Origin of the sequence: Sphingomonas sp. 179-I 2A4 NHS (assembly GCF_045369135.1) — a bacterium.
Lineage (GTDB): Bacteria > Pseudomonadota > Alphaproteobacteria > Sphingomonadales > Sphingomonadaceae > Sphingomonas.
Genome location: NZ_JBIQFL010000001.1, coordinates 271,168 through 292,268, shown reverse-complemented (window position 1 = coordinate 292,268; position 21,101 = coordinate 271,168). Strand labels below are relative to the sequence as shown.

At 68.4% G+C, this 21,101-nt stretch carries 22 protein-coding genes; 6 read left to right on the top strand and 16 right to left on the bottom strand.

Annotated features, from left to right (window positions below; translation table 11 throughout):
• The first annotated feature begins 42 nt into the window (after window positions 1-42).
• Together ACH0CP_RS01325 and ACH0CP_RS01320 are read left to right on the top strand one after the other, a co-directional pair.
• Window positions 43-1,527 (top strand): permease, encoded by a 1,485-nt coding sequence (locus ACH0CP_RS01325; protein ID WP_294443339.1) that lies wholly within the window; start codon window positions 43-45, stop codon window positions 1,525-1,527.
• Window positions 1,524-2,531 (top strand): serine hydrolase, encoded by a 1,008-nt coding sequence (locus tag ACH0CP_RS01320; protein WP_294443340.1) that lies wholly within the window; start codon window positions 1,524-1,526, stop codon window positions 2,529-2,531. Before ACH0CP_RS01325 ends, ACH0CP_RS01320 begins: the two co-directional genes overlap by 4 nt.
• A gap of 33 nt (window positions 2,532-2,564) precedes the next feature.
• Here the strand turns inward: ACH0CP_RS01320 and dacB are convergent, their stop codons facing one another.
• From dacB to ACH0CP_RS01255, 13 genes are all read right to left on the bottom strand, one after another.
• The gene (gene dacB / locus ACH0CP_RS01315) at window positions 2,565-3,956 is read right to left on the bottom strand and encodes a D-alanyl-D-alanine carboxypeptidase/D-alanyl-D-alanine-endopeptidase (protein ID WP_294443341.1); all 1,392 of its coding nucleotides are present in this window, start codon (window positions 3,954-3,956) and stop codon (window positions 2,565-2,567) included.
• Window positions 3,953-5,194, bottom strand: a complete 1,242-nt coding sequence (locus tag ACH0CP_RS01310; protein WP_406875401.1) for a dicarboxylate/amino acid:cation symporter — start codon at window positions 5,192-5,194, stop codon at window positions 3,953-3,955. Before ACH0CP_RS01310 ends, dacB begins: the two co-directional genes overlap by 4 nt.
• Complete coding sequence (locus ACH0CP_RS01305) at window positions 5,194-6,834, bottom strand: amidohydrolase family protein (protein WP_406875402.1); 1,641 nt, start codon at window positions 6,832-6,834, stop codon at window positions 5,194-5,196. The genes ACH0CP_RS01310 and ACH0CP_RS01305 overlap by 1 nt, the downstream gene beginning before the upstream one ends.
• A gap of 32 nt (window positions 6,835-6,866) precedes the next feature.
• Window positions 6,867-7,007: a hypothetical protein gene (locus ACH0CP_RS01300; protein WP_294443346.1), complete on the bottom strand. Its 141-nt coding sequence runs from the start codon at window positions 7,005-7,007 to the stop codon at window positions 6,867-6,869.
• 236 nt (window positions 7,008-7,243) lie between these two features.
• Window positions 7,244-8,167 carry a sulfotransferase domain-containing protein gene (locus ACH0CP_RS01295; protein WP_294443347.1) on the bottom strand — a complete coding sequence of 308 codons (924 nt, stop codon included), beginning with the start codon at window positions 8,165-8,167 and terminating at the stop codon, window positions 7,244-7,246.
• Window positions 8,168-8,295: 128 nt separating this feature from the next.
• Entirely contained in the window at window positions 8,296-10,233 is a 1,938-nt protein-coding gene (gene acs / locus ACH0CP_RS01290) for an acetate--CoA ligase (RefSeq protein WP_294443348.1), read from the bottom strand.
• Between the two features lie 55 nt (window positions 10,234-10,288).
• Complete coding sequence (locus tag ACH0CP_RS01285; RefSeq protein WP_294443349.1) at window positions 10,289-10,906, bottom strand: MarC family protein; 618 nt, start codon at window positions 10,904-10,906, stop codon at window positions 10,289-10,291.
• Window positions 10,903-11,517 (bottom strand): hypothetical protein, encoded by a 615-nt coding sequence (locus ACH0CP_RS01280; protein ID WP_294443350.1) that lies wholly within the window; start codon window positions 11,515-11,517, stop codon window positions 10,903-10,905. Before ACH0CP_RS01280 ends, ACH0CP_RS01285 begins: the two co-directional genes overlap by 4 nt.
• On the bottom strand, window positions 11,517-12,386 hold the full coding sequence (folD, locus tag ACH0CP_RS01275; RefSeq protein WP_294443351.1) for a bifunctional methylenetetrahydrofolate dehydrogenase/methenyltetrahydrofolate cyclohydrolase FolD: 870 nt from the start codon (window positions 12,384-12,386) through the stop codon (window positions 11,517-11,519). The genes ACH0CP_RS01280 and folD overlap by 1 nt, the downstream gene beginning before the upstream one ends.
• Window positions 12,383-12,643 (bottom strand): DUF167 family protein, encoded by a 261-nt coding sequence (locus ACH0CP_RS01270; protein ID WP_294443352.1) that lies wholly within the window; start codon window positions 12,641-12,643, stop codon window positions 12,383-12,385. Before ACH0CP_RS01270 ends, folD begins: the two co-directional genes overlap by 4 nt.
• A gap of 38 nt (window positions 12,644-12,681) precedes the next feature.
• Window positions 12,682-12,981, bottom strand: coding sequence for a YggT family protein (locus tag ACH0CP_RS01265; RefSeq protein ID WP_294443365.1), 300 nt, complete (start codon window positions 12,979-12,981; stop codon window positions 12,682-12,684).
• 76 nt (window positions 12,982-13,057) lie between these two features.
• Window positions 13,058-13,960: an acetylglutamate kinase gene (argB, locus tag ACH0CP_RS01260; RefSeq protein WP_294443353.1), complete on the bottom strand. Its 903-nt coding sequence runs from the start codon at window positions 13,958-13,960 to the stop codon at window positions 13,058-13,060.
• Between the two features lie 10 nt (window positions 13,961-13,970).
• Entirely contained in the window at window positions 13,971-14,624 is a 654-nt protein-coding gene (locus tag ACH0CP_RS01255) for a queuosine precursor transporter (protein WP_294443355.1), read from the bottom strand.
• Between the two features lie 189 nt (window positions 14,625-14,813).
• On the opposite strand from ACH0CP_RS01255, the gene ACH0CP_RS01250 reads away from it, so the two are divergent.
• Window positions 14,814-16,148, top strand: coding sequence for a NupC/NupG family nucleoside CNT transporter (locus ACH0CP_RS01250; RefSeq protein ID WP_294443356.1), 1,335 nt, complete (start codon window positions 14,814-14,816; stop codon window positions 16,146-16,148).
• Window positions 16,149-16,197: 49 nt separating this feature from the next.
• Window positions 16,198-16,533: a TfoX/Sxy family protein gene (locus tag ACH0CP_RS01245; RefSeq protein ID WP_294443357.1), complete on the top strand. Its 336-nt coding sequence runs from the start codon at window positions 16,198-16,200 to the stop codon at window positions 16,531-16,533.
• Window positions 16,534-16,760: 227 nt separating this feature from the next.
• On the opposite strand, the gene ACH0CP_RS01240 is transcribed toward ACH0CP_RS01245, so the two are convergent.
• Window positions 16,761-17,111: a hypothetical protein gene (locus ACH0CP_RS01240; RefSeq protein ID WP_294443358.1), complete on the bottom strand. Its 351-nt coding sequence runs from the start codon at window positions 17,109-17,111 to the stop codon at window positions 16,761-16,763.
• 153 nt (window positions 17,112-17,264) lie between these two features.
• Window positions 17,265-18,047: an SDR family oxidoreductase gene (locus tag ACH0CP_RS01235; RefSeq protein ID WP_294443359.1), complete on the bottom strand. Its 783-nt coding sequence runs from the start codon at window positions 18,045-18,047 to the stop codon at window positions 17,265-17,267.
• A gap of 54 nt (window positions 18,048-18,101) precedes the next feature.
• Here ACH0CP_RS01235 and ACH0CP_RS01230 point away from each other — a divergent pair, with 54 nt between their 5' ends.
• Together ACH0CP_RS01230 and ACH0CP_RS01225 are read left to right on the top strand one after the other, a co-directional pair.
• Entirely contained in the window at window positions 18,102-18,872 is a 771-nt protein-coding gene (locus tag ACH0CP_RS01230; RefSeq protein WP_294443360.1) for an ATP-binding cassette domain-containing protein, read from the top strand.
• Complete coding sequence (locus ACH0CP_RS01225; RefSeq protein WP_294443361.1) at window positions 18,869-20,389, top strand: ABC transporter permease/substrate-binding protein; 1,521 nt, start codon at window positions 18,869-18,871, stop codon at window positions 20,387-20,389. The genes ACH0CP_RS01230 and ACH0CP_RS01225 overlap by 4 nt, the downstream gene beginning before the upstream one ends.
• On the opposite strand, the gene ACH0CP_RS01220 is transcribed toward ACH0CP_RS01225, so the two are convergent.
• Window positions 20,386-21,051, bottom strand: a complete 666-nt coding sequence (locus ACH0CP_RS01220; protein WP_294443367.1) for a LysR family substrate-binding domain-containing protein — start codon at window positions 21,049-21,051, stop codon at window positions 20,386-20,388. The two genes, ACH0CP_RS01225 and ACH0CP_RS01220, sit on opposite strands and share 4 nt — an antisense overlap.
• Window positions 21,052-21,101: the final 50 nt, after the last annotated feature.

Sequence of the window (21,101 nt, the reverse complement as noted above, 5' to 3'; positions counted from 1 at the left end):
GCATTGACGACGCCCGCATCGCCGCCAACAACCAACGCGCCCATGCACGCTGCCGCGCCCGTCATCATCCAGCCCCCGGGCCGCACAGCGGCGATCGCGCTGTTCGGCCTGCTCGGCTTTTCCGCGGGCCTGCCCTTCTACATGTTCTCCACCGTGCTGGCGCTTCGCCTTCAGGCGCATGGCGTCGGGCTGGTGGTGATCGGCTTCTTTGCCTGGATCACGCTACTGCCGACGATGAAGTTCCTGTGGGCGCCGGTGCTCGATCGCCTGGCCGTGCCGGGCTTTGCGCGCTTCTGGGGGCAGCGGCGAAGCTGGCTGATGCTCTCGCAGCTCGGCATCACCGCCTCGCTCATCGGCATGGCGCTGACGAGCGACGACGCCAGCCTGCCGCTGACCGCGCTGCTCGCCACCCTGCTCGCCTTCTGGACGACGACGCTGGAGGTCGCGTCCGACGCGTGGCGCATCATCCTTTATCCCAGCAAGGAGGATCAGGGCCCGGTCGTTGCCGCGACCGTCTGGGGCTATCGCACCGCGATGGTGGCAGCGGGCAGCGGCGCGCTGATCGTAGCGGACGGCCAGGGCTGGACGGCGGCGTATTTGCTGATCGCCATTGCGGCCTTCGCCCCCTTTCCGCTGCTCTCCGCCATGCCGCCCGAGCCGGGCTGCGGCGGCGGGCGCGTGGTTGCGCTGGCGACCGGCGTCGCGGCGAGCATGGCGATCCTGCTCGCCGTCGCGGCGGCGACGGCCACGATCGGCTGGATCCTGCTGTCCGGCGCCGAGGCGCTGGGCATCAATGCGGGCAGCAACGTGACGCCCGTCGTGCTGGGCCTGTGCCTCCTGCCCTTCGTCGTGCTGGCGCTCGCATTGCCCTACATCCGCCGCGCGCCGGCCGACGCCCCGGTCCGTCGCTCACCGGCGATCGGGCCCTATGTCGACATCTTCTGGCGTTACGGAACCGGTGTCCTCGCGCTGCTCGCGCTCGTCTCGCTCTATCGCATGGGGGACGTGTTGGCGCTCACCCTGTCGAAGCCGCTGGTCGCCTCGCTCGGCTATTCGCTGACCGCGATCGGCATGGCCGATGGCGGCGTGGCGCTGGCGGCGAGCATGGCGGGCGTGGGCGTCGGCGGGTGGATGGCAGCGCGCTGGCCGATGGGGCGGACGCTGGCGATCGGCGCAATCCTCGCCGGGCTGGGCAACTGGAGCTTCGTGTGGCTGGCGCATCGCCCGCCCGACAGCACGGCGCTGTATCTCGCCACCTTCGCCGACCAGTTCGGCAACGGGTTCGCGGGCGCGGTGTTCGTCGTCTATCTCTCGCTGATGGTGAACCCGCGATATCCGGGCGCGCAATATGCGTTTCTCTCGGGCTTCGCCTTCCTGTTGCCGCGGCTGCTGGCCGGTGCATCGGGATCGATGGTGGCGCGCTTCGGCTATGATGCCTTCTTCCTGCTGTCCGGCGCCTTGAGCTTGGCCGCCTTGCCGCTCCTCCCCTTCGTGATGCGGCTCCGCCCGCGCGCGGCGGACGCGTGATCGAGGGCATCGCCGCCCGCGCCTTCGCGCCCGCCGCCGCCGCGGTGGCGGACGGCCGGCTGCCCGGCGCTGCCCTGGGGATCGTGACACGCGACGGCGCGCGCGCCGTCGTCTTCGCTGGCCATGCCGCGCTGGTCCCGGACCCGGAGGTGCTGACGCGCGACCATTGGTTCGATCTCGCCTCGCTGACGAAGGTGATCGCGACGACACCGATGATCCTGTCGCTCGCGCGGCGCGGCGTGATCGACATCAATGCGCCGCTCACCACCGCGATTCCCGACCTCAGGCAATATGACGTGGACGGCGCGCTCGAACGCCGCCTCACCTTCCGCGATTGCCTCGCCCACCGCACGCATCTGCCCGCTGTGGAGCCGATCTACACTTATGGCGACGACTCCGCCCGGCTGCGCGCCTTCGTCCTGCAGCGCGAGTGGCGCGCCGGCCCGCCGGTCTATTCCGATATCAACTTCATCCTATTGGGGATTGCGATCGAGCGGCTGACCGGCGCCCCGCTCGACGCCTGGCCGCTTGGCCCCGGCCTTGGCTATCGCCCGCTCGGCCCCGCCGTCGCGACCGAGGCGTGCACCTGGCGCGGCCGCATGCTGAAGGGCGAGGTGCATGACGAGAATGCCTTCGCGCTCGGCGGTGCGGCGGGCCACGCGGGCCTGTTCGGCACGATCGATGGCGTGCTCGATTTCGCTGCCGCGACGCTCACCGATCCGCCCCGCGAGATCCTGGACGAAGCGGCGAACCACCGCAGTTGCGGCTGGGAGCTACGCCATCCGGGATGGTCCGGCGGCATGGCATGCGCACCGGGCACGATCGGCCACACCGGCTTCACCGGGACGGGCTTGTGGATCGACGTCTCTCGCGGCCTCGCCTGGACGTTGTTGACGAACCGCGTCCACCCAACGCGCCACCGCGACAGCGGTATCTTCGAGATCCGCCCGGCAACCGGCGAGGCAGTTATTGCCGCGTTCGACGCCCCCGCCCGTTCGTCCTGAACCTGTCGAAGGGCGTGCCGCCAGGCGCGCCGCTCAGTTCGCCGCCGCCACCTCAACCAGCGCCGCGTCGATCACCGCGGTCGCGCTCGCGTCCGCCGGCATGTCATTGGCATAGGCCGCGAACACCAGAGTCGCGCCGCTTTTGGCGGTCATATAGCCGGCCAGTGCATTGGCCGCGTTGAGCGTCCCGGTCTTGGCCCACAAACGGCCCTCCAGCGGCGTGCCGCGGAAGCGCCCGCGCAACGTGCCGTCCACGCCCGCCACCGGCAGCGTCGCGCGGAACTGCGCGCCCCACGGCCGCCCCGCCGCCCAGCGCAGCAGCGTGACCATCGCGCGCGGGCTGACACGATTGTAGCTCGACATGCCGGAGCCGTCGGCAAGATCCCAGCCGGTCCGCGGCACGCCGGCCTTGACCGCCACCGCCTCCACGCCGGCCAGCCCCGATGCGACCGATGCGACCGATGCGCCGCCACGCGCCGCGCCGATGCGGCGCAGCAACAGCTCGGCATGCAGGTTCTGGCTCATCTTGTTGGTGAGCGTGACGTCCGGCAGCAGCGGCGGGGGCACTAGCCGCGCGAGCGGCGCGGGCGGCGGCCCCCGCATCACCACCGCACCTGCCCGGTCGCTCGCGCCGGGCAGGCGATGCCGCGTGCCAATCGTGCCACTCACGCGCACGCCGCGGTCGCGCAGCAGCGCGGCAAAGCGCCACGCCGCGCGATGCGCCGGATCATCGATCCCGCCGCGCGCCTGTGCCGGCGGGGCATCCGCAGCGATCGAGCCGGTCAGCCGCAGCGCACGGCTGTTCGGTGCGCGTTCCAGTGACAGCGACGTCCTACTGCCGGCCACCGTCACCGCGCGATTGTCGATCGTGTAATAGCCATCGTCCGCCACGCGCGGCGCGGTCCCTACCCGCGTCGGCGTCACCACCAACACCGCCTCGTTATCGTCCAGCGTCAGCGCCGACGCGGCGGTACCCGATCGGCTGGGGATGTTGTTCCAGCTCATCCCCTCGCTCCACCGTTCGTCGGCAAAAGCGCTGTCGTCGCCGATCACGTCGCGAACGTGGCGCGTCTTGGCCGCCACCGCATCGGCCAGCGTCTTCAGGCAATTCGCGGCGCAATCTGGCGCACTCGACAGGCGCGCGTCGCCATGGCCGCTGAGCACCACGTCCTGCCCCTCGAGCCGGACCGACGCTCCGCCGGCCGCGTCCGGCGCGCTCAGGTCCAGCGTCTCGAAGGCGGCAATGGTGGTGAAGAGCTTGGTGTTCGACGCCGGCACGAAGCGCTCGTCGGCGCGAATGGCGACGACCTCCCGCCCGTTGAGCGTCGCCACCACCAGCCCGATCCGGGTTCCCGGCGGTGCCTCGATCAGTGGCTCAGCGGCGCTCACGGCCAGTAGCGCGATCGAGGCGGCCAGCCGCCTCATGCCAGCGGGCTTGCGCGATAGACGTTCTGGTCCAGCTCACCCTCCAGCCGCGCCACCGTGGTGGCAACGGCGAGGTTCGCGCTTGCGCTCGGCACCGTGCGCGTCATGTCGAGCAGCCGGTCGAACGGCAGCACAAAGCCCACCACGAGCGCAGTCTGCTCCGGGGCGACGCCGACCGCGGACAGCACGGCGGCGAGCATGAACAGCGAAGCGGAAGGCACCGGCGCCGTGCCGAACGCCGCCAGCGACCCGGTCAGCAGCATGATCGCCAGCACCGCAGGCGTGATCGGCACGCCCAGCGCCTGGAGCGCGAAGACGCTGAGCAGACCGACGTACATCGCCGTCCCGTCCTTGCCGATCGTCGCGCCGAGCGGCAGCACGGTGGAATAGATGCTCCGCCCGATGCCAAGGTTCGCGCCCGCCACCCGCATCGCGACGGGCAAAGTCGCGGAGCTCGAGGCGGTGGAGAAAGCGACGGCAAGCGCATCGACGATGCCGCGGAAGAACGGCAGCACCGGCACCCGCGCAATCAGCCGCAGCAGCAGCGAGTGAACGATCGCGAGCTGGATCAGCGAGCCCGCGACCACCGCGAGCGCCAGCCACCCGACCTGCACGAACACGGCCGCGCCGTGCTGCGCCACCGCATTGGCGATCAGCGCGAAGACGCCGAACGGCGCCGCCTCCATCACCAGGCTGACAATGCGCAGCAGCACGGCCGACAGCGACTGGAGCAGCCCGGCGAACGGCCGCCCCGCTTCCCCCGAAAGCACGGTGCCGACGCCAACCAGGATCGCGACGAAGATCAGCGCCAGCATGTCGCCCTTGGCCAGCGCCTCGACGATATTGACGGGAATGATCCCGATCAGTTGCTCGTACGGCGTCACCGGCGGCCCGAGCGCATGCGGCGCGGCATTGCCGAGCGGCGCGCCGACGCCCGGACGGATCACCAGCGCGACCGCCATGCCGACCGAGACCGCGATCGCGGTCGTCGCCGCGAACAGCCCGATCGTCCGCCCGCCGAGCGCTCCCAGCCGCCGCGGATCGGCGAGCGTCGTGATCCCCGCGGCGATCGTCACCAGCACGATCGGCGCAACGAGCATGCGGATCGCCCGCACGAACAGATCACCGAGGAACGCGACATAGGGCGCTGCGCCGGGCGCCACGATGGCCAGCAGCACGCCGAGCGCCAGCCCGCCCAGCACACGCTGCCACAAGGGGATGCCGAACCAGCCGCGCATCAGGGGCAACTGCCCGGCGACGGCACATGGCGGATCGCCTGGCCCGCTGCGATGCCCGTCGCGCGGCCATGGTCGACCGCAACACGACCATTCACCACCACAGTGCGCACGCCGGCGGCGAGCTTCGTCGGCGAAGCATAGGTGGCGCGGTCGGCATAGCGGCGCGGATCGAAGACGACGATGTCGGCGCGCTTGCCGCTCGCGAGCCGCCCGCGATCCGCAAGGTCAAGCGTGTCCGCCGGCAGCGCCGTGCTGCGATCGATGAACGCGCGCAGGTCGATCACCCCCTGCCGGCGCACGTAAGCGGCGTATTTGCGTGCGAAGCTGCCGAAGACGCGCGGGTGGCCCGGCGACGCGTCGGACCCCGTCATCACCCACGGCTGGCGCATGAAAGCGGCGATGTCGCCTTCGTCCATGTTGAAGGAGACGGTCGCCGGATCGCGCTTGCGGATGACGATAATCGCTGCCGCGACAGGGTCGCCGCGTCCGGCGATTTGCGCCAGCGTCCTCCCTGCTTCATCGCCTTCGGTCACCAGCAGCTTAGCCGCGCCCCCTCGCCGGACGAGATTGGCTCTCATCTCGCGCCGCAGGCGATCGGCCACGGTCGGATCGTTGAAGCGCCGCAGCAGCGCCGCGCGCCCGCCATCCTGCGCCCAGCCCGGTACGAGCGCCGCGACGAGGCTCGTGCCCGACGCTTCATACGGATACTGATCGGCCGACACCCGCACGCCGGCGCGTTGCGCCGCCGTAATTTGCGCGATCACCGCCGGCGCCTTGCCCCAGGTATCGCGCCCCAGCGCCTTGATATGGCTGATGTTCACCGGCAGCCGCGCATCGCGCCCGATCGCCAGCGCTTCCGCCACCGCCGCCTCCAGGCCGATCGAATAGGAGGATTCGTCGCGCAGATGCGTGTCGTAGATGCCGCCGCGCTTGCCTGCCTCAACCGCAAGCGCCGTCACCTCGTCGGTCCTGGCAAAGCGCTGCGGGGCGTAGAACAGCCCGGTCGAGAGCCCCAGCGCGCCCTGGCACATGGCCGCGGCAACGAGCCCGCGCATCGTTGCGAGTTCACCCGCTGTCGGCGCCCGAGCCGCCCCACCGATCACCTGCCGGCGGACCGCGCCGAAGCCGACATGCGCCGCGACGTTGACGCCGATGTTTTGCATCGCGCCCAGCGTCTGCGCGACGGCCGGGCTGCCGGCGCCATCGTTGCCGATGACGATCGTGGTCACCCCCTGCATCAGGAACGGCAGGGCGAGCCGGGTCCGTGCGTCGGGCGAAGACAGCAGCGTGTCGCCATGGGTGTGCGGATCGATGAAGCCGGGCGCGACGATCATGCCGCGGGCATCGATGGTGCGTGCGGCACGCAGCGGCAGCCACTGGCCGACCGCGACGATCCGGTCGCCGCGCACCGCCACATCCCCGACGTACGGATCGGCGCCGCCGCGATAGACCGTGCCGCCGCGGATCAGCAGGTCCACGCTGGGCGGCTGTGCCGCGCCCGGCAACAGGCAGGCGATCGCCGCAAGCGTCAGCCGGCCCAGCCGTGTCGATCGTTCCCCCATCCCGGCCTTGGTACAGCAATGCTGCACGCTGCAAAGAGGCAGGCGATGCGCGTCGATGAGGAAGCGGCTCCCGGACAAGGGAGCGGGCGCCCGTCAGATCGGGCGCCGGATCAGGCGTTGGCCGCCTGCGGCTGGGCAAGCCGGCGCGCGCGCGCCTTCGCCGTCAGCACGATATGCCCGCGCTTCTCCTGCACCCAGCCCTGCCGCGTCAGCGCATCCAGCGTGTACTGGCAATCGCCACGCGAAATCATGAGATGGGGCCCGGCGCAACGTGCCGACCCCAATATGCGTTCGAGCAGCTCAGCGGTAAGCCAAGCGCCATCGTCTTGCTGACCCAATGCGACCCCCCACGGGTTCTACGGCATCGTTGGTGGATGGCCGTAGAGGGCGCTGATTCTTGCTTTGCGTCAAGCGATTCGATGGCCTTGAGTGACCATCCGGGCGGAATCCTCGGCGAAGCGTTTCGCCATGTCGCCGGAAGTCCCCATTAGGCCGCCAGCTGCACCGCCGGCGCACTGCCCGATTGCAGCCAAGTCGCACATTCCGGGCCCAATTCTGCCCTTGCACGCGACTCGTAATGCAAGCTTTCGTTAACTGTCAGCACGTCGCGCCAGCGGCCGTTGGTACCCTTGTTGAGGAAGGATCTGGGCCCGTCCTTCCAGATCGCACCGTGCAGCGGCACCATCGTCTCGCCGTGCTGCCGCATCCAGTCAAAGGTGCAATGTTCGACCTGGGCCGGGAAGCGGTTTTCGTCGATCGGAATGTCGAGGAAGTCCGCCACGCGCCGCATCTCGCCGGCGAGGTCGCGCTTCAGATCGTCGAAGTGCAGCATCAGCACATTGGGCAGGTGCCGGATCGCCCACCAGCTGCGCACGTTCTCCCATAAGGACCAGAATGGCGCGCCATCTGCGGCGAACCAATGCCGCCAGAAAACGTGCACGTCGTCACCCGCGGGCGGCAGCGGCGGGCCGACCCGGCCGGGCGCGTCGTTGATCATCGCAAGCGCTTCGGGCGTGAAGGAGCGATGATGATTGAACAGGCTCCACACCACATCGCGCCCGTCGCGCCCGACGTAGATGTATTTGGCGCGCGGCGAGAAGACGAGCGCGTCGACCGGCAGATGGGTCTTGATGAACCGCCGATTGGTCTGCGCCTCCAGCATCGGCAGCAGCACGTCACGCCCCGGCACGCGCAGGTCCAGCCACGGCGACAGGTCCGCCACCGGAAAACTGGGATCCCCGCCCGACAGCAACTGGCCGACGATTTGCTGCGTCCAGGTGGTGCCTGATTTGGCGTAGGTCGCGATGACGATGTCGTCATCTCGAAAGACGAAGTCGTTCCAGATCGTCGAATCGAAATGATGATTGTGCAACTCCCGGGTTTTCACCGGGATCGGGCAAGCATTGGTCATCGTGGAACATCCCGTTCTTGGATGCCTTCCGACTAACGCTTCCCGATCCCGCGCGTCAAAACCTGCCGCGTTGCACGTGAAATCCTTCTTTCAACAACTTGCGGCACTGGTCGCAGCTTCGTCGCACATTACTGCGCCCGGTTTGCGACCAGATCGTCCACCACCGACGGATCGGCCAGCGTCGACGTATCGCCGAGGCTCGTCACGTCGCCTTCGGCGATCTTGCGCAGGATGCGGCGCATGATCTTGCCCGAACGCGTCTTGGGCAGGCCCGGCGCGAACTGGATCGCATCGGGGCTGGCGATCGGTCCGATCTCCTTGCGCACCCACTGGCGAAGATCGGCCGACAGCGCCTCGGACGCAGCCTCGCCGGCATTCAGCGTGACATAGGCGTAGATGCCCTGCCCCTTCACGTCGTGCGGCATGCCGACCACCGCGGCCTCGGCCACCTTGGGGTGGAGCACCAGGGCGCTTTCCACCTCGGCCGTGCCCATGCGGTGCCCGCTAACGTTGATCACATCGTCCACCCGGCCGGTGATCCAGTAATAGCCATGCTCGTCACGGCGGCAGCCGTCACCGGTGAAATACTTGCCGGGATAGGTCGTGAAATAGGTCTGGAAGAAGCGCGCATGATCGCCCCAGACGGTGCGCATCTGTCCCGGCCAGCTGGCGGTGAGGCACAGGTTGCCGCTCACCGCGCCGTCGAGTACCTGGCCCGTATCGTCCACCAGTTGCGGGTGCACGCCCGGCAGCGGCTTGGTCGCGGAACCGGGCTTGAGGTCCGTCGCGCCCGGCAGCGGCGCGATCAGCGCGCCGCCCGTCTCGGTCTGCCACCATGTATCGACGATCGGCGAGCGGCCCTCGCCCACCACCTCGTGATACCAGCGCCACGCCTCGGGATTGATCGGCTCGCCCACCGTGCCGAGCAGGCGCAGGCTCTTGCGGCTGGTCGCCTTCACCGGCGCATCGCCTTCCTTCATCAATGCCCGAAGTGCGGTCGGCGCGGTGAAGATGGTGTGCACCTGGTGCCGGTCCACCACCTGCCAGATGCGGCTTGCATCGGGCCACGTGGGCAGCCCCTCGTACATCAAAGTCGTCGCGCCGTTCGCGAGCGGGCCGTAGACGATGTACGTATGGCCGGTGACCCAGCCGACGTCCGCGGCGCACCAGAAGATGTTGCCGGGGCGATAATCGAACACCAGCTCGTGGGTGAAGCTCGCCCACAGCAGATAGCCGCCGGTGGTATGGAGCACGCCCTTGGGCTTGCCCGTTGATCCCGAGGTATAAAGGATGAACAGCGGGTCCTCCGCGTTCATCGGCTCGGGCGGGCAGTCGGTCGACACCTCGGCGGCCGCCTCGTGATACCAGACGTCGCGCTGGTGCATCGGCACCTCGTCGCCGGTCGCCTTGATGACGATCACCGTCTCCAGGCTCGGCGCGCGCCCGGCCGCGGCATCGACATTGGCCTTCAGCGCGATGCGCTTGCCGCCGCGCCGCCCGCAATCGGCGGTCACCACCACCTTGGAGTCGCAATCCTGGATCCGCCCGGCGAGCGCATCGGGCGAGAAGCCGCCAAACACCACCGAATGGATCGCGCCTATCCGCGCACAGGCGAGCAAGGCGAAGGCCGCCTCCGGGATCATCGGCAGGTAGATCGTCACCCGGTCGCCCTTGCGCACGCCTTGCGCCTTCAGCACGTTGGCGAAGCGGCACACCTCTTCGTGAAGCTGCGCATAGGTAAAGCGCCTCGGCTCCTCGCTCGGCTCGTCCGGCTCCCAGATGATCGCGATCTGGTCACCGCGTTCGGCCAGATGCCGGTCGAGGCAGTTCACCGAGGCGTTGAGGACGCCATCCTTGAACCACTCGATGCGGAAATCCGCCTCGTCGAACGACCAGTTGCCGGCGACGGTGGGCGGCTTGATCCAGTCCAGCCGCTTCGCCTGGTCGAGCCAGAAGGCGTCGGGATCCGCCGCCGCGGCGCTGTACATCGCCTCGTAGCCGGCACGATCCACCTTCGCTTCCGCAGCCCAGGCGTCCGGCACCGGGTAGTGTTGCTGGTCAGCCATGCATCGTCTCCTTTTTGCGCCTGATGGCCGCAGCGGAGCCGCATTGGCAACCCGTCTATGCGAGCTGTTCCTTGATCCCGTCGATCACGAACTGCACCGCCAGCGCCGCCAGCAGCACGCCGAGCAGCCGGGTGATTACCACCTCGATCTTGTGCCCCAGCATCCGCATCAGCGGCCCGGCCGCCATCAGCGCCACCAGCGTCAGCGCAAGCACCAGGCCGAGCGCGCCGAGCACCACCAGGGATTGCTGCAACCCATCGTTGCGCGCCATCAGCAGCATGACGCTGGCGATCGAGCCCGGCCCGGCGATCATCGGCATCGCCATCGGGAAGATCGAGACGTCCTCCGCCTCCTCCGCCGTCACGCTCGCTGCCCGGTCCTCACGGCGCTGGGTGCGCTTCTCGAACACCATTTCGAGCGCGATCAGGAACAGCATGATGCCGCCCGCGATCCGGAACGAGGCAAGATCGATGCCCAGCCCCTTCAGCAGCTTCTCGCCGAACAGCGCGAAGACGAGCAGGATCGCCGACGCAACGCCAACCGCGCGGATCGCCATGGCCCGCCGCTGCACCGCATTCGCCGTGGCGGTCAGCCCGGCGTAGATTGGGGCGCAGCCGGGCGGATCGATCACCACGAAGAAGGTGATGAAGGAGGAGATGAAGAGCTCGATCATGGTTTCGCCGCCCCCACACGGTCATTCAGTACATCGTCCCAGCCCGTGCCATTCCACAGCCACGCCCGAAGCGATCGCCCATTGGCGTCGCTGCGCCAGGCATAGAAAAGCGTTTGATCCGGCGAACGGCCAGACCCACCCGTACCATCCGCAACGGAAGAAGCCAGGGCACCGCCCGGTGGCGATGCAGGCGTGCCGCTGCACGCCGCCCGGCGAACCGCCGGTTCAGGCACGCGCGGGCGGGGCGTTTCAAGATTGTCCCCGTGATCCAAGGCCCAGCGCCATGTGCCGCCCGCCTGCTTCCACACGGTCGAGAAGTAGCTCGCATGCCCGTCCGGCCACGCCGCGCCGCCGGTATTCACCGCCATCTTGCCGTCGCACGAGACGAAGCTTGCCGTCGGCCACCAGTGGACGGCCTTCGGCGGGTCCTTCAGCGGCTTCAGGAATGCCTGCGCGTTCGTCGGCTGCGGCACGAAGATGACGGCATCATCCGCCGCCCATTTGCGGAACGCGCTCCACTGCCCGATCGCCTTGGCATCGGCGGCGAAGGCGCGTTCGGCGCCGGCTGCCGTCACCGGCCCCGCGCCGGCAAGCAGCAGCGCGGCGAGCATCAGATATCAGTCGCCAGCGTCACGCCCTCGCGCCGCGCGGCGGAGACCAGCGTATTGCGTAGCAGCACCGCGATCGTCATCGGGCCGACGCCGCCCGGCACCGGCGTCATCGCGCCCGCCACGTCGGCGCAGGCGGGGTCGATGTCACCCACCAGCCCCTCGTCCGTGCGGTTGATGCCGACGTCGATCAGCGTCGCGCCCGGCTTGATCCAGTCCGGCTTCACCATCTTCGCCCGGCCCACCGCCGCGACGACGATATCGGCGCGCTTCACCACCTCGGGCAGATCGCGGGTGCGCGAATGGGCGACCGTCACGGTGCAGCTGTCGCCGATCAGCAGCTGCGCCATCGGCTTGCCGACGATGTTCGATCGGCCGATCACCACCGCGTCCTTGCCACTGAGATCGCCCAGCCCGTCACGCAGCAGCATCAGGCAGCCGAGCGGCGTGCATGGCACAAATCCGGGAAGGCCAGTCGCGAGCCGCCCAGCGTTGACCGGGTGGAAGCCGTCGACGTCCTTGTCGGGGTCGATCCGCGTGATGATCGCGCTTTCGTCGAGATGCTCGGGCAACGGCAGCTGGACGAGGATGCCGTCCACCGCGGGATCGGCGTTGAGCCGGTCGACCAGCGCCTCGAGCTCCGCCTGGCCCGTATCGGCCGGCAGGCGATGCTCGAAGCTCTCCATGCCAGCGGCGACGGTCGCCTTGCCCTTCGACCGGACATAGACGGCCGACGCCGGATCCTCGCCAACCAGCACCACGGCCAGCCCGGGCTTGCGGCCGCTTTGCGCGATTACCTCAGCGGCAGCTTCCGCCACCCGTGCGCGCAGCCCTGCGGCGAACGCCTTTCCGTCAATGATCCGTGCCGTCATGTCTCATGGCCATAAAGAGTAGCGGCGACCCGCGCCAGCGCGGCGGGGTCACCGGAAATGAACAGGCGTTTGATCCGGCTCGTCTCGCCGCCGGTCAGGCGAACCGACCCGCGCGACACGCCGAAGCTCTTGGCGACCAGCGCCACCACGGCAGCGTTCGCCGCGCCGTCCACCGGCGGGGCGGACACGCGGGCGGCGAAATGACCGTCGGTGCCGGCGGCCAGCGCGTCCCGCCCGCCCCGCGGCGTCACGCGCACCGCGATGGCGAGGCCGTCGTCGGCGGTCCGCCAGGCGGTCAGATGCTGCCCACCATCACGCTGGCGGCGATGTTGTTGAGGATGATCGTCAGGATCGCGATGCCGATCAGCACCACCGCCGGCGCCAGATCGATGCCCTGCAGTTGCGGCAGCACGCGGCGCAGCGGGCGATAGAGCGGCTCCGTCAGCCGATCGAGCCCCATGTACAGCGAGCGCACGAAGTTCGACTGCATGTTGACGACGTTGAACGCCACCAGCAGCGACAGCACGAACTGGATGACGATTACCCACCAGACGACGTTCAGCAGAACCTGCAGGATCTGGATGATGGTGAGCATCAGCAAGGGCGGCCTCCGTAGGGGTGTATCATTTCAATAGCACAGTTGGGCATGATGTCCCAGCCGATCAAGGCGATCAGGCCCGGCGGATCAGCGTTCCCGCGCCGCGGCGCGTGAAGATCTCGAGCAGCATGCCGTGGGGCACGCGGCCATCCAGCACCACCGCCGCATCGACGCCGGATTCGACCGCGGCGACGCACGTCTCGAGCTTCGGGATCATGCCCCCGGTGATCGTGCCGTCGGCGCGCAGGCCGGCAATGTCGGCAGGCGTCAGATCCGTCATCAGCTCGCCCGACTTGTCGAGCACGCCGGCAACGTCGGTCAAAAGGAAGAAGCGCTTGGCGCCCAGCGCCGCGGCGATCGCGCCGGCCATGGTATCGGCGTTGATGTTATAGGTGTGGCCATCGGCGCCGATGCCGATCGGGGCGATCACCGGGATGATGCCGTCACGGCTCAGCGTGTCGACGATCCGCCGATCGACCGCCACCGGCTCGCCGACGAAGCCAAGGTCGACCTTGCGCTCGATGCCCTGCAGCTGATCGGGCTCCTGACGCCCGACCTTCTCGGCCTGCACCAGCCCCGCATCCTTGCCGGAGATGCCTACCGCACGCCCGCCGGCAGCAGCGATCCAGGAGACGATCTGCTTGTTGATCGATCCCGCAAGAACCATCTCGGCGATGTGCGCGGTTTCCGCATCGGTGACGCGCAGCCCGTCGACGAAGCGCGATTCGACGCCCAGCCGCTTCAGCATCGATCCGATCTGTGGCCCGCCGCCGTGGACCACCACGGGGTTGATGCCGACCGCCTTCATCAGCACCACGTCCTCGGCGAAATCGCGCTGCGCCTCGGGATCGCCCATGGCATGGCCGCCGTATTTCACGACGAAGGTCGCACCGGCATAACGCTGGAGATAGGGCAGTGCCTCGACGAGCGTTTCGGCCTTGGCGAGCAGCCCCGGGGACGGAGAATGGTCGGTCATGCGGCGGCCGTTACGCGGGGCGCGGCGTCGCGTCCAGTTTCCGGCCGAGCGCGACGAAGCCGTAGATCAGCGGCGGCACCAGCACGATCGATAGCACGACTTTGGCGATCATCTGCCCCACCATCAGCTCCCCGATCGGGAACACGCCGTAGAAGGCGATGGTAACGAACAGCAACGTGTCGACCACCTGCGACAGGACGCTGGCGATTGCCGCGCGCAGCCACAACAGCCGGCTATCCTCCTTGCCCTTCAAGGCGGCGAAGATCGTCACGTTCAGTGTCTGCGACGTGCCATAAGCGACGAGGCCGCCCAGCCAGATGCGCGGTGTGCCGGTCATCATCAGCTCGAACGCACCGAGTCGCTCAGGCTCCATCGATGGCGCGGCCGGCACCACCAGCACCACCAGGGTCAGCACCAGCGAGACGAGCAGCGGCACGAAGCCGATCTGCACCAGCCTGTTGGCCATCTGGCGCCCGTGCAGCTCCGCGATCGCGCTCGATGTCGCCACCAGGAACAGGAAGGCGAAAATGCCCGCCTCCACCGACAGCGGGCCAACCGCCACCTGCTTGTTGCCGAGCACGCCGGCGATACAGACCATCCCGCCGTAAAAGATCGAGAAGGCGAAGAGCGAGCGCGAGATGAGCGCAGGGGCGCGTGATTCCATGCGCTTGCCGGTAGCATCGCGAACCGCGGTTGCGAAAGCAGCGATATTACGCAAGCCGCCCGCTTCTCGCGCGCGCGAACGCCAAACCGCGCGGTTGGATGCTTGTCGAACGGGCGGTGCTTTCCCTATGATGGCGCACGGAAAAAGAATCCGGCGGCCAGGTTCCGCCCGAACGGGGACTTGTCGCACTTGAGCCGCTTTCTCATCGGCATTGCCGGTATTGCCGTCATTCTTGCGCTCGCCGTCGCGCTGTCGACCGATCGCCGCGCGATCCGCCCGCGCGTGGTGATCAGCGCCTTTGCGCTTCAGGTCGGGATCGCGGTGATGGTGCTCTACGTCGACTGGGGCAAGCGCGTGCTCGCCACCATGTCTGCGGGTGTCTCCAACCTGCTCGGCTATGCCAAGGCCGGCGTCGACTTTCTCTTCGGCCCGCTCGCCTCGCCGGAGATCGGCGGCAACAGCTTCGCGATCGCCGCGCTGCCGGTGATCATCTTCTTCGCCAGCCTTGTTTCGATCCTTTATTACCTCGGCATCATGCAGCTCGTCGTCCGCTGGCTGGGCGGCGCGCTGGAAAAGGTGATCGGCGTTTCCAAGGTGGAAAGCCTGTGCGCGGCGGCCAACGTCTTCGTCGGCCAGTCCGAATCGCCGCTCGTCATCCGCCCCTATCTCGCCGGCCTCACCCCGCCGCAGCTGTTCACCGTGATGACCAGCGGCATGGCCGGCGTCGCGGGCACGATCCTCGCGGCCTATGCCTCGATGGGCATCCGTATCGACTATCTCCTCGCCGCCAGCTTCATGGCCGCTCCCGCCGGCATCCTGATGGCAAAGATCATCATGCCGGACCGCACCGTGCCGCCGGAGGGCGAATTGCCGCTCGGCGACCTGCCCGATGCTGACCGCGAGATCCTGGTCTCCGAGTCACGGCTCGCCGGCGCGAGCATCGCCGCGCTGCCGAACGAGCTCGCGCCTGGCGAACCGATGCCGCAAGCGACCCATGACGAGGAGGCACCCGCCAACATCATCATGGCCGCCGCGCAGGGCGCGCAGACCGGCGTCCGCCTCGCGGTCGCGGTCGGCGCGATGGTGCTGGCGTTCGTCGCCCTAGTCGCGCTCGCCAACGGCATCCTCGGCGGCATCGGCGGCCTGTTCGGCTATCCCGATCTCAGCTTCCAGCAGATCCTCGGCTATGCCTTTGCGCCGGTGATGTTCCTCATCAACGTGCCGTGGGACGAGGCACTGCGCGCCGGCGGCATGTTCGGCCAGAAGATCGTGCTGAACGAATTCGTCGCCTATATAGATCTCGGCCGGCAGGCGGGCGAGCTGTCCGAGCGCACCGTCGCGATTGTCACCTTCGCCTTGTGCGGCTTTGCAAACTTCTCCTCCATCGCGATCCAGATGGCGGTGACCGGCAATCTCGCCCCCAACCAGCGGCCGATGATCGCCAAGCTCGGCATCCGCGCGCTTCTTGCTGGCAGCCTCGCGAACCTCCTCTCCGCCGCGCTCGCCGGCCTGCTGATCGGCTGACCGGCGGGGCACCCTGTTCGTCGCGATGTCCCACTGTTAGGCTCGCTTCATGGCAACGCAGCACCGCACGATTGAACATCTGATCGCGCAGGCTGCTGGTGCCGGGGAAGTGACCGCCAAGCCGATGTTCGGTGAGTACGGCGTGTACCTCGACGGCAAGATGATCGGCACGGTCTGCGACGATCAGCTGTACCTGAAGCCAACCGCCTCCGGCCGCAGCCATGCCGAGCCTGTGTCGGAAGCGCCGCCCTACCCGGGCGCGAAGCCAAATTTACTGATCGAAGCCGATCGGTGGGACGATGCCACATGGCTCGGCGAACTGCTGCGCATTACCGCGGCTGAGCTGCCGACACCCAAGCCGCGCAAGCCGAAGAAGGCGACCTGAGCGTCAGCCGCCCAACGGCCCCGTTCCCCGCGGACCTCATCGGTCCTGAGGCCGACAGCAGATAGAGGAACGGGCCGAAATCCCACGGGGAAGTGCCCCCGTCAGCCGACGGAAATCCCCGTGTCATGCCCACTCAGAAAGTCGGGCGCTCTCCTTCAATGGTGAGATCGCGTGCTGACCTGAGGCTAAGATGAGTCTGGTAATAATATTTACCCGTGGGGCGCCCTTTAGCCAAAAAGTCGATTCTCGTTTTCTTGGCGACCCCTGACAGCGATCACCTTTCCCAGGACTGCATTTTCAACCGGGCGACCAAGCCGCTCAGCCAGGGCACGTTCCTCTGACGGAGTGACAACGATCGACAGGTTTCGGGGATCGCGATAGTCAGTTTCAGAATTGAGATACAGAAACGATCCTTGCCTGCCCGTTGCTCGCACGACCATTTCGAACACGCCGCCAACGCCGCTCGGCATCTCGGCGGCGTTCATGACAGCTTGGGCGGGCGACAAGCGCAACGGCAACATTCGGGGTGCCTGAGCCGCAATGATCGTCGATGGAAATACTGTGAGCGCGATGGTCATCATCGCATATGCCGATCTCATGTAGCGCCCTTCTGAAGCAGAAACTCTTGCGTGCCACGCTCGGTGGACAGCAACAAGCCCCAGAATACATTGCAGACTCTTAATGCGGCAGTTCACAAGGACGATATTTGCTTGCGACTCAAAGCCAGCCGGTCACAGCCCCCGCCCGCCCCGCATCCGCTTGCGCAGCGATCCGGGCATCCAGCGCGAGGCGAAGGCGAGGCGGCGTGCCGTCTTGCCGACCAGCGTGTGCATGCGCTCGCCATGCACCGCCGCCCAGGCGGCCTCGGCCACCGTCTCAACGGGGGTGAACTCGAGCCCCGCCTCCACCACCGTCTCGCGCACGCTGCGGTTCGATCCGCCGACGCCGGCCTGCAACAGCGGCGTGTCGATGAAGCCCGGCATCAGGCTGCGTACGCGGATGCCGTCCGCTGCCCATTCGGCGTCGAGCGCCTCGGTCAGCCCGCGAACGCCGAACTTGGTGGCCGAATAGACCGCCGCCCCGGCGGTGCCATAGATGCCGGCGGCTGACGCCGTGTTGAGCAGGCACGCCCCCGGCGTCGCGGCAAGAAACGGATAGGCCAGCCGCGCGCCATAGACGACGCCCTTCAGGTTCACGTCCAGCGCGCGGTCGAGATCCTCGAGCGAGGTCGCGCCGAAAGGCCCGCCGACGGCGACTCCGGCGTTGTTGAATAACACGTCCAGCCGCCCCCCGCTGGCACCGACGAACTCGGCCAGCACTTCTTCCCAGTCCTCCGGCGATCGCACGTCCATCACATGGCTCGTCGTCCGGTCGGTCGGCAGCGTCGCTGCCGTGTCGACCAGCCCCGCCGGGTCCCGGTCCGCCAGTCCAACGCGCCAGCCGCGCGTCGCAAACAGCTGCGCCACTGCCCGGCCGATGCCGGAGCCGCCACCGGTGATGAGGATCGCCTTCATGTCCCAAGCTCTCTTATTTGACCTGCCCTGCCGCATCCCGCATCCTCCGGGGCGATGCCAGCGGAATCGCCCGGCCCCACGGTCGCCTTCCACGGCGTATCGAAGCGTTACGCCGCCGGCGCTGCGGCGGTCGACGACGTATCACTCACGATCGCCGGGGGAAGCTTCGTTGCGCTGGTCGGAACGTCTGGATCGGGCAAGTCGACGTTGCTCAAGACGATCAACCGCCTTGTTGTCCCCAGCGCAGGCCACGTCGCGATCGATGGCGAGGACGTCGCGGCGCAGCCCCTGCCCGCACTGCGCCGCGCCATCGGCTATGTCTTCCAGAATGTCGGGCTGTTCCCGCACCTGACGGTTGCGGAGAACATTGCGCTGCCAATGCGCATTGCGCGCCAGCCGGCAGCGGATCGCGTCGGCGCGATGCTCGATCTCGTCGACCTGCCGCGCAATCTCGCTGCGCGCCTCCCGGCCGAGCTTTCCGGCGGCCAGCGCCAGCGCGTCGGAGTCGCCCGCGCGCTCGTCGCCGGCCCGCGCCTGATGCTGATGGACGAGCCGTTCGGCGCGCTCGATCCCGTCACCCGCGCCGCGCTTGGTGACGCGGTCCACGCGCTCCACTCCCGCCTCGGCCTCACCACCATCATGGTGACGCACGATATGGCGGAGGCGCTTCTCCTCGCCGATCGCATCCTCGTCATGCAGCACGGCCGGATCGTCGCCGATGAGACACCCGCCACGCTTCTCGCCGGCGGCGGTGGCGAGGCGGCGCAGGCGCTGGTCGCCGTGCCGCGCACCCAGGCCGAACGTATCGCAGGGCTCGCGCGGTGAGCGAGGCGTGGACGCGCGTTCCCGAACTCGCGGCGCAGCATTTGCTGCTCGCCATCACGGCGCTGGTGCTGGGTATCGCGATTGCCGTGCCGCTCGGCTTCTGGTCGGCACACCGGCCCGCCGCCGCCCGCGTCGCGCTCGGCTTTGCCAGCCTCGTCCAGACGGTCCCCAGCCTCGCGCTGCTCGCGCTTTTCTATCCCGTGCTGCTGTGGATCGGCGGCGTCCCCGCGCTCGGCTTCCTGCCGTCGCTGCTCGCGCTCACGCTCTACGCGCTGTTGCCGATCCTGCGGAACGTCGTCACCGGGCTGCAGGGGCTGGATCCCGCCGTGGTCGAGGCGGCCGACGGCATCGGCATGACGCGCTGGCAGAAGCGCCGGCTGGTGGAGGCGCCGCTCGTCCTTCCGCTTGCGATGGCCGGCATCCGCACCGCCGCGGTGTGGACGATCGGTGCCGCCACCCTCTCCACCACCGTCGGCCAGCCGAGCCTCGGCGACCTCATCTTCGCCGGGCTGCAGACGCAATCGTGGCCGCTCGTCCTCGCTGGCTGCATTGCCGCCGCGGGTCTCGCGCTTGGCGTCGATGCGCTGCTCGGCCTCGCGCAATATGGCGTCGCTACTCGCCGTCGCTGGATCGCAGCCGCATCGCTTGCGCTGCTCGGTCTCGCGACGCTCGCCGCAACGACGCCGCTGTGGCGCAGCGGCGCGCATCGGACGGTGGTGATCGGCGCCAAGAACTTCTCGGAGCAATATATCCTCGCCCGGCTGATCGGGGATCGCCTGCGCGCAGCCGGCTATGAGGTCGCATATCGTGATGGCCTTGGATCGGCCGTCGCCTTCGGCGCAGTCGCCGGCAACACGATCGACGTCTATGTCGATTATGCCGGCACGATCTGGACCGGGCAGATGAAGCGCAGCGACGTGCCGCCGCGCGCCGATCAGGTTCGCGCCATCACGGATTGGGCGCGCGACACCCACGATGTGACGCTGCTCGGCCCGCTCGGCTTCGAGAACGCTTATGCCTTTGCGATGCGCAGCTCCGACGCGCGGCGCCTGAACATCGCCTCGCTCGATGATCTCGTCACCCATGCCCCGGCGCTCGCGCTCGGCGCTGATCTGGAGTTCCTAGACCGTCCCGAATGGGCCGCCGTCCGTCGCGCCTACCCGCTGCGCTTTGCCAGCATGACGCCCTACAGCCCGACCTTCATGTACCGCGCGGTCGCCAGCGGGCGGGCGGACGTGATCAGCGCCTTCTCCTCGGACGGGCGTATCGCGGCCGATCGCCTGACCGTGCTCAGCGATCCGAAGCGCGCGATCCCGGGCTATGACGCGATCCTGCTGGTCGCGCCGCGGCGCCGCGACGATGCCGCCCTCCTCGACGCGCTTCGCCCGCTCGTCGGCCGCATCCCGGTCGAGGCGATGCGGGAGGCGAACTACATGGTCGATCGCGATGCCGATAAGACAAGCCCGGAAGCCGCCGCCGCATGGCTCGACCGCAAGATCACCGGCGCCGCGCGCTAAACGAACCACCCCTCGCGGCTCTGCTCCAACTGCTCGATCAGCGTCGAGAGGGGTGCGTCCCGCCGCGCCTCCAGCCATAGGGCACGAACCCGGAATTGCGCCGCATCCCCCGTGACTGGGCGCACCGCCAGCTGCGCCATCGCCGCGTCGACCTGGCTTTCGCACAGCAGCGCCAGGCCCTCCCCGGCCGCGACCCGCGCCAGCAGTTGGGACCGCCGCGCATCCGCCACGATCCGCGTGGCTGGCGCCGCAACCTTCGGGAACAGCCGGTCGATCAGGAAGCGGTGCAATTGCTCGCGCGCACGATCGCGCGACACCAGCAGGACTGCATCCGCGAGTTGGTCGATCGTGATGTCGGGCGCTGCTGCCAGCGGATGATCCGGCGCCATCGCCACCACCGCCCTGTCAGGCCATAATTCTACGCTCGCAAAACCTTCGACACCAGCGCCGGGGCGCAGCGCCAGCGCCAGCCGGCCGGACGCCACGCCCCCCGGCAACTCGGCAAAACCCATCTCGTGGACGCCGACGTTTAGGTCGGGCCACGCCATGCTGAACGCGACAAGCGGCCCCGCCAGCCGATCGCGGCAAATCCCGCCAAAGCAACCGATAGAAAAGTCCAAAATGGAAGAATCGAAGCCGGGCGGCGAAAAGTGGCGTTGCATCAGGGAGCTGTTTCCCCTGCCCGCCGACACCTGCCGCGTAACTTGCGACG

Excerpts from the sequence above, each read along its gene's own strand:
- ACH0CP_RS01325 (WP_294443339.1), top strand. The coding sequence starts at position 43 with ATGCACGCTGCCGCGCCCGTCATCATCCAGCCCCCGGGCCGCACAGCG.
- dacB (WP_294443341.1), bottom strand. The coding sequence starts at position 3,956 with ATGAGGCGGCTGGCCGCCTCGATCGCGCTACTGGCCGTGAGCGCCGCT.
- ACH0CP_RS01310 (WP_406875401.1), bottom strand. The coding sequence starts at position 5,194 with ATGCGCGGCTGGTTCGGCATCCCCTTGTGGCAGCGTGTGCTGGGCGGG.
- ACH0CP_RS01300 (WP_294443346.1), bottom strand. The coding sequence starts at position 7,007 with ATGATTTCGCGTGGCGATTGCCAGTACACGCTGGATGCGCTGACGCGG.
- ACH0CP_RS01295 (WP_294443347.1), bottom strand. The coding sequence starts at position 8,167 with ATGACCAATGCTTGCCCGATCCCGGTGAAAACCCGGGAGTTGCACAAT.
- acs (WP_294443348.1), bottom strand. The coding sequence starts at position 10,233 with ATGGCTGACCAGCAACACTACCCGGTGCCGGACGCCTGGGCTGCGGAA.
- ACH0CP_RS01285 (WP_294443349.1), bottom strand. The coding sequence starts at position 10,906 with ATGATCGAGCTCTTCATCTCCTCCTTCATCACCTTCTTCGTGGTGATC.
- ACH0CP_RS01280 (WP_294443350.1), bottom strand. The coding sequence starts at position 11,517 with ATGCTCGCCGCGCTGCTGCTTGCCGGCGCGGGGCCGGTGACGGCAGCC.
- folD (WP_294443351.1), bottom strand. The coding sequence starts at position 12,386 with ATGACGGCACGGATCATTGACGGAAAGGCGTTCGCCGCAGGGCTGCGC.
- ACH0CP_RS01265 (WP_294443365.1), bottom strand. The coding sequence starts at position 12,981 with ATGCTCACCATCATCCAGATCCTGCAGGTTCTGCTGAACGTCGTCTGG.
- argB (WP_294443353.1), bottom strand. The coding sequence starts at position 13,960 with ATGACCGACCATTCTCCGTCCCCGGGGCTGCTCGCCAAGGCCGAAACG.
- ACH0CP_RS01255 (WP_294443355.1), bottom strand. The coding sequence starts at position 14,624 with ATGGAATCACGCGCCCCTGCGCTCATCTCGCGCTCGCTCTTCGCCTTC.
- ACH0CP_RS01245 (WP_294443357.1), top strand. The coding sequence starts at position 16,198 with ATGGCAACGCAGCACCGCACGATTGAACATCTGATCGCGCAGGCTGCT.
- ACH0CP_RS01240 (WP_294443358.1), bottom strand. The coding sequence starts at position 17,111 with ATGACCATCGCGCTCACAGTATTTCCATCGACGATCATTGCGGCTCAG.
- ACH0CP_RS01235 (WP_294443359.1), bottom strand. The coding sequence starts at position 18,047 with ATGAAGGCGATCCTCATCACCGGTGGCGGCTCCGGCATCGGCCGGGCA.
- ACH0CP_RS01230 (WP_294443360.1), top strand. The coding sequence starts at position 18,102 with ATGCCAGCGGAATCGCCCGGCCCCACGGTCGCCTTCCACGGCGTATCG.
- ACH0CP_RS01220 (WP_294443367.1), bottom strand. The coding sequence starts at position 21,051 with ATGCAACGCCACTTTTCGCCGCCCGGCTTCGATTCTTCCATTTTGGAC.